Source organism: Bradyrhizobium sp. Mp27 (genome assembly GCF_029953005.1).
Taxonomy (GTDB): Bacteria; Pseudomonadota; Alphaproteobacteria; order Rhizobiales; family Xanthobacteraceae; genus Bradyrhizobium; species Bradyrhizobium barranii.
The window spans coordinates 1-6,536 of the sequence record NZ_JASAUS010000263.1; the positions used below are offsets into that span (position 1 = coordinate 1).

4 protein-coding genes and 1 pseudogene are annotated in these 6,536 nt (G+C 60.8%); 2 read left to right on the plus strand and 3 right to left on the minus strand.

Annotation, left to right across the window (positions count from 1 at the left end):
- A partial coding sequence (locus tag QJT78_RS47325) for a type IV secretory system conjugative DNA transfer family protein (protein ID WP_281460734.1) occupies window positions 1-556 on the plus strand: 556 nt, incomplete at its 5' end.
- 1,227 nt (window positions 557-1,783) lie between these two features.
- Here QJT78_RS47325 and QJT78_RS47330 read toward each other — a convergent pair.
- Together QJT78_RS47330 and QJT78_RS47335 are read right to left on the minus strand one after the other, a co-directional pair.
- Window positions 1,784-1,972, minus strand: a complete 189-nt coding sequence (locus QJT78_RS47330) for a hypothetical protein (protein WP_224518069.1) — start codon at window positions 1,970-1,972, stop codon at window positions 1,784-1,786.
- 1,189 nt (window positions 1,973-3,161) lie between these two features.
- Window positions 3,162-4,703, minus strand: coding sequence for an IS66 family transposase (locus QJT78_RS47335; protein ID WP_281460735.1), 1,542 nt, complete (start codon window positions 4,701-4,703; stop codon window positions 3,162-3,164).
- A gap of 87 nt (window positions 4,704-4,790) precedes the next feature.
- Between QJT78_RS47335 and QJT78_RS47340 the strand changes: the two genes are divergently transcribed.
- A complete protein-coding gene (locus tag QJT78_RS47340) occupies window positions 4,791-5,948 on the plus strand; it encodes a medium chain dehydrogenase/reductase family protein (protein ID WP_081494981.1) in 1,158 nt (385 codons plus the stop codon).
- 151 nt (window positions 5,949-6,099) lie between these two features.
- Here the strand turns inward: QJT78_RS47340 and QJT78_RS47345 are convergent.
- Window positions 6,100-6,311 (minus strand): annotated as a pseudogene (locus tag QJT78_RS47345) (ISNCY family transposase); the annotation flags it as partial.
- Between the last annotated feature and the right edge of the window lie 225 nt (window positions 6,312-6,536).

Below are 6,536 nucleotides of genomic sequence, written 5' to 3' on the forward strand. Positions count from 1 at the left end.
CATCGGCTCGCTGCTCAACGCCATCTACAATCGCAATGGCGAAGTGACCGGCCGCACCTTGTTCCTGCTCGATGAGGTCGCTCGGCTCGGATACTTGCGCATTCTCGAAACCGCGCGTGATGCGGGCCGCAAATACGGCATCACCCTCTTGATGCTTTACCAGTCGATCGGCCAGATGCGCGAGGCCTATGGCGGGCGTGACGCCACCAGCAAATGGTTCGAAAGCGCGTCCTGGATCTCCTTCTCGGCGATCAACGACCCTGAAACGGCGGACTACATCTCCAAGCGCTGCGGTGACACGACGGTCGAGGTGGATCAGCTGAGCCAGTCCTCGCAGACATCGGGTTCCTCCCGCACCCGGTCCAAACAGCTCGCGCGCCGGCCGCTCGTGCTGCCGCATGAAGTGCTGCGCATGCGAACGGACGAACAGATCATTTTCACCGCCGGCAACCCGCCGCTGCGGTGCGGACGCGCCATCTGGTTCCGTCGCACCGACATGCGGGCGTGCGTCGGCGAGAACAGGTTCTACCGGGGAGAAGCTGGCGGGCGTAGCTGATTATCGCGAAAGCGGCGATCAGGGAAAGACTCGGCCAGCATACAACAGACCGGCTGGCTCCCAACTAAAGAAAGAACGGGCGTGCGGGGAACGGCAATATTGTCGGAGATGAAAAAGTCGAGACGGAACGCATCAGCAACGACGGCATACCGGGCTCGATGCTCGGCTCGACGTATGAGCCAGCGCATCACCTCGCCCGCCTCACCCGTAAGCCGCCTAATTTTTGCCCGTTCAGGCCGCAACAAAATGCTCAGCGATTTGCGAGGAAGAAAAGCAGATGGGCGATAACACCGATCTCGAAAGCAGAGTCGCTGCAGCGATACGACACTATCGCGCGGCGCTCGACTTGGCGGAAAACCTGGAACGAGAGGACGCGTGCGCACAACGAGCGCTGTCGAGCATCCTACTCGATTTAAAGCGTGCTTTGCGAGGCGAAGTGGCACCGCATCTCAACAACAGCCTATTTGAGATTGGCTCCGCAGCGGTTGCGCGGTCGGACAAAACGCGGGACGCTCTAGTGGAGGCGACTGCGCGATTGGATTCCGCCCGTCTAACTTTGGCTGCCCTGCAACAGCAGTTGGGGTATCTTCCAAAAGTGCCGAGGGGAGCGGATCACATGTTAGGTTAGTAATAATTATCAGAAGGTTTCCCGACCATTTCAGAGCGGCGGCGGCAACGCTCTGACGGGCTCGTGTCCCAGCCAAAATCCCGCGCCCGAAACAGACCTCTCTGCGCCCTCGTGTTTGGGACCGCCGAGGTACAGTGCGCGAATCGGAACCTTGCCGGATCCCAAGCCTTCCAATGCACCGTGCAAGCGCTTTCCCGTCGCCTCGTCGCGTCCACCTATGCAGGGATAGACCTCGACGCACTGGCTCGATCGTCCTGTCGAGCGCGCACAGCTTCTGATGACGCTGACCAGCGCGAGTCCTGGTCGAGTTTTCTTCTGCTTGTGATTCGGCGTGGAAACGGCTTGCAGCATTTTTGGCGCGGCTGGGATCATGTGATCAAGCTCAAAAAAATAGTTAGACGACACGCCGAGGACGGTCTTCTCCTCTTGCTCGATGCCGCAGCCCCCCGAAAGAGGTCGGGGGCCCAGCTATGCCGACCTTCTCGAGGCAATCGGCTACCTCATCCATCCAGAACACGAAAATATTCTCCTTTGGGGCCAAATGGTTCGACCCCAATGCTTACGATCAACGTCGAACCGATGCGTTCGAACCACCCATCTCATTTGGTGGCGCCTGCTCCGGTGCGATCGATGACCCAGGCCACCACGTAGCCCTTGGCCTGCTCGGCCTGCACGTGCCGGACGGCCTCAGAGTAGGTTAGTAAGGGCTCCTGCGCCGGGTAGATGATGCGGTTGGTCGGGGTGACGAAGTCGTGGCAACACACGCGGTAGTCTTTAGCCTCGAACATCGAAATCCTCCTCTCGTCTCAAGTAGCGCGGCGAAATGCTCGCACTTTCAAGTACTGGCCTACCACACGGAATGCGGCCTTTAAGAGGCCGCGCGCTTTTTCAGCACCCCATAAGGTCGGTTCGGCCTGCCAGACACAGGTAGGCGATCTCTGACAACATCGCGCGCTTGATTTTCAGATGCAGCAGCACTGGCAAACAAGTGCCGGGGTGTCATTCCATAAGATCACCCATGTCCGAACTTCGATTTCCTGTTCGTCCGCAATTGCTCTGTTGCTAGCTTCAACGGCTGCTTGCACCAATATCACTGGGTCAGCTTACAAAGCGTCCGCATTGCTTTAGCTTAACTCCAGGGCAGCACAGCGATCTCACAGATCGTCCGCCAGCGCCTGGGTGAGTCCGATTGGTCCAACTGGCATTAGCTTCAACTATGCCAACGTATAGCTTTCGAAGGAGCGGTTCCCCTGTCACTCTTTTTGAGTGCGATGCATAGCTGAGGACAGGCGAGGTCGTCGCTATGAGACGTCCTCGAAGTTGTCCAAACGATTGCGCCACTCTGATTGGGACTGTACGCCATTCCAGAACGCCGAGATTGCAGACAACGCTTGGCAAGATGCTCAGCACGGAAAGGCAGGCACAAGTCTGGGCGCCAACTCTCCTCCACGCATGAAACCGACGCTAAGAAATTGGATTGAAGTTGACTCTCCGTTCTCCTCCCTGGACCAAACGAGAAGACGAATTGCTGCGCGAGCTTGTTGATGCAGGCTCACCCGTGAAATCCATTTGCGAAACGCTTAACAGGTCCGAGCCAGAGCTTCGTAGCCGCGGCTACTGCATTGGCCTACCAAGGAAATGGTTTAAGCGAACAGCCGCCATCTGACGCGGAGGCGGCGGTTATAGGTAATTCTATTGAACCGGCCTCTCAGTAGCGGCAGATCTCCGAGGCCGCGTTGTCTATATCGGCCACGACCTCATGGATGAGGGTGCGCACAATCCGCTTCTTGAGGCGAGCATCCGTCGTCGGCGCAGCCCAGACCGTTTTGAGGTTCGAGACCAGAACGCCGAGCGAGGCTGCTGCGGCTGGGACGCATCTATCCGGGCAAGACGACGTGGGGACCAGCCCATATGAGATGGCTGACATCGCAGAAACCCGAGCATCGCGAGCAGCGCAGTAAGCGCTTAGCCGTCACCCTATGGACGCAGGCTTGACGCTTTGCGGAATCGCCACGGCATGAGGTCTTCGATTCTGCTATGGGGATGGCCATCGATAATGGCCTCGAGTGTTTCGGCGATGTAGGCGGCCGGGTTGACGTCGTTGAGCTTGCAGGTGGCGACGAGCGACGCAAGCAAGGCCCAATTTTCAGCTCCAACCTCATGCCCGGCGAAGAGAGCATTTTTTCTGGTCAGGCAGACTGGCCGGATGGCGTTCTCGACCGGCTTCGTGTCGAGCTCGAGGCGCCCGTCTTCGAGGAAGCGGGTCAGCCCCTGCCAGTGATTGAGCGCGTAGCGGATGTCCTCGGCGAGCGTCGAACCGCTGGAGATCATCGACAGCTGTTTCTCGAACCAAGGCTTTAACGCGGCGATCATGGGCAGCGAGTGCTCCCTACGCGCGGCCAGCCGGATGTCCGGCGATGAGCCGCGCACCATGGCTTCGATGGCGTAAAGCTGTGCGATGTGCCGAACGGCGGCCTCGGCGATCGGCGATTTGCTGTTACGGGCCAATTTGACGAAGCGCCGGCGCAAATGGCTCCAGCAATGCACGAGCGTCCACGGCCCTTGCGGTCGAGCGACTTCGGTTAGCCGGTCATAACCGTCATAGGCATCGCATTGCAGGAAGTGTCCGCAAAAGCCATCCAGGAACTGCTCCGCAAAGGCACCGCTGCGACCGGGGGCATATCGGAACAGCACGATCGGCGGACTTGGACCGCTGTGGCCGCGGTCGTCGGAGACGATCGCCCAGAAGTAGCCTTTCTTCGTTTGGCCACGCCCGGGATCGAGCACCGGCGCCGTGGTTTCGTCCATGAACAGACGATCCGCCATGGCTAGGCGGTGGCGCATGTGGTCCGCGATGGGCTGAAGATGGAAGCAGGCGCGGCCGGACCAGTTGCCCAGTGTCGCCCGATCAAGTCGGATGCCCTGGCGCGCATAGATCTCGGCCTGGCGGTAAAACGGCGTATGGTCGCCAAACTTGGAGACGATCACGTGCGCAATCGCCGCTTCGGTCGGCAGCCCGCTGGGCACGACGTGCTCCGGTGCGTGCGCCTGCACGACAGGGCCCGAGCAGTGGCGACAGATGTATTTCGGGCGGCGCGTGACCAACACCCGCCATTGCGCCGGGATCACGTCGAGGCGTTTGCTGACGTCCTCGCCGATCTTCGTCATGGCGCCGCAACCGCACGGACAGAGCGTGCTCGCAGGCTCGATGATCCGTTCCACCCGCGGCAAATGGGCAGGCAAGCAGCCGCGATTGCGATGAGAACCTTGATCCGGCACGCTCCGCGAGCGGCCCTTGATCACAGCCTCGGCTCTTTCCTGCGCCGCGTCCAGAATGCCCTGCGCGATCTCCACGTCTTCCAACGGTAAGTGATACTGATCTGGCCGCAGCTTCTCGGACTTCGCGCCGAACTTTTCGCGGCGCAATTCGCCGAGGATGACCTCCAGCCGACGTCGGGCTTCTTCCGACGCCGCCAGCGCCCCCTGATGCTCGCTCAAGGCCGCCTGCGTTTGCGCCAAAAGCGCTTTCAGTTGTTCATTTTCGTCGCGCAGCTGCGGACTGGTGCCGTCCTTGCGCAGAATTACGAGATTGCAGGGAGATCACTCATGATAGAGCTGCGCAATCGAGTTGTTCAAGTCAGCAGCTTCGGTGATCCGGAGAGGCTGGAGGTGATCGACGCTCCCCTGCCGACAGCTGGTCGGGGAGAGGTGCGGGTCCGTGTAATCGCGTCAAGCCTCAATTACACCGAGGTGTTGATCAGGCGCCACCTATACCCGCAAACGATGCGCCTCCGCCCGCCGTTCGTAATGGGTTACGACGTCGTCGGGATAATCGATCAGCTCGGTGAGGACGTGCACGATTTTCAGATTGGCGACCGCGTGGCCGACATGACTGTGGTCGGGTCAAACGCCGATTATCGTACGCTTCGGGCGAACGACGTGGCCCGCGTGCCGATAGACGTAGACGCAGCGGAGGCGGCCACCCTGATCTTGAGCTGGACGACCGCGTACCAGCTTCTGCACCGCGCGGCCCGGGTGCAGCCAGGTCAGCGCGTGCTGGTGCACGGCGCCGCTGGCGCTGTCGGCCAGGCGCTGCTCATCCTTGGAAGGCTGGCCGGTCTCGAGCTGTGGGGTACCGTGCGCGGCGAGCACATGGTGCTCGTCCGAGAGCTGGGGGCAACGCCGATCGACTGCGAACATGAGGACTTCACGCGCGTCGTGTCGGGCGGATTCGACGTCGTCGTCGATGGAATTGGCGAAGACGGCTATCGCCGCTCATACGGAGCGCTCAAGCCAGGCGGCCTGCTCTGCGCCATCGGCTTCTCTGCGAGTGTGCAGGCACAGCGCGGCATGTTCCCCATCCTGATGGAGATTGCGCGCCTGTACCTGTGGAGGCTGTTGCCCAGCGGCAAGCGCGCTCGCTTTTACTCGGTCAATGCGATGCGGGCGCGACATCCGACCTGGTTCAAGGATGACTTGGAGCGGCTGTTCGGGCTTTTGGCAACTCGCGCCATCCGGCCGCGCGTCGCCGAGCGGATCTCCTTCAACGAGGTCACCGAGGCTCACCGCCGCCTCGAGGCGGGAGGTCTCGAGGGCAAGCTCGTGCTGTGTCCGGATCTCGCACCCCGATCCGTGAATGCCGCAACAGAAGCTCAGGGACGGCCGATTAGGCTCCATAGGCCGCCCAGCAGAACTGCACATAGAAAAACCGCTGTAGAGGCCCAGGGAATGTCCAGAGCGAACGTGATCCGCCCGATGTTGTAGGCAAACGCGGCAAATGCCAAACACCAGCGCCGAAAAGATGATATCAATCGGCTTGTGGTGATCGCGTAGGCCGACATTGGCCACGTAATAGCCTGTGCTGTCCGCCGTCAGGACCTGTGAGACGGGGAGGATTTCTGGTTCATCGTAGCCACCGTTTCAAGATGCCGCTGGCCCGCTTCACGCCGGTGGATATCTCATGGGAGAAGCGCTCGGCTTGCCCCACCACACGGCTCGTCGAGTTCAACAGCCGCGGTAGCCTTGCTTGAGCCTCTCGTGATTGAGCGGTCCTTTGGCACGCGCGGTTCGCGAGATATCGAGCAGGCGCAGTTTTACGCTTCGCGTTCGGTCGCGCCGTTTGGTTCCGGCCGCGACGACGATCAAACAACCCGCGCTCGCGCCGTCTCCGCAACCCCGGCCAGCTCCGACGCCGCGAGCGCTACCATCAAGACGCGCCGATCAAAGGGGTCCCCTTTGGGGTCTTCTCTATTCGGCCGGATTTAGTCAAGGGCTTGATTGGGCGCCTCCTTGGGTTCGGTACCGCTCGCGGGGCCGTGCTTCTCTTCGGGATCAGCCGTATGGCTCTCCCAG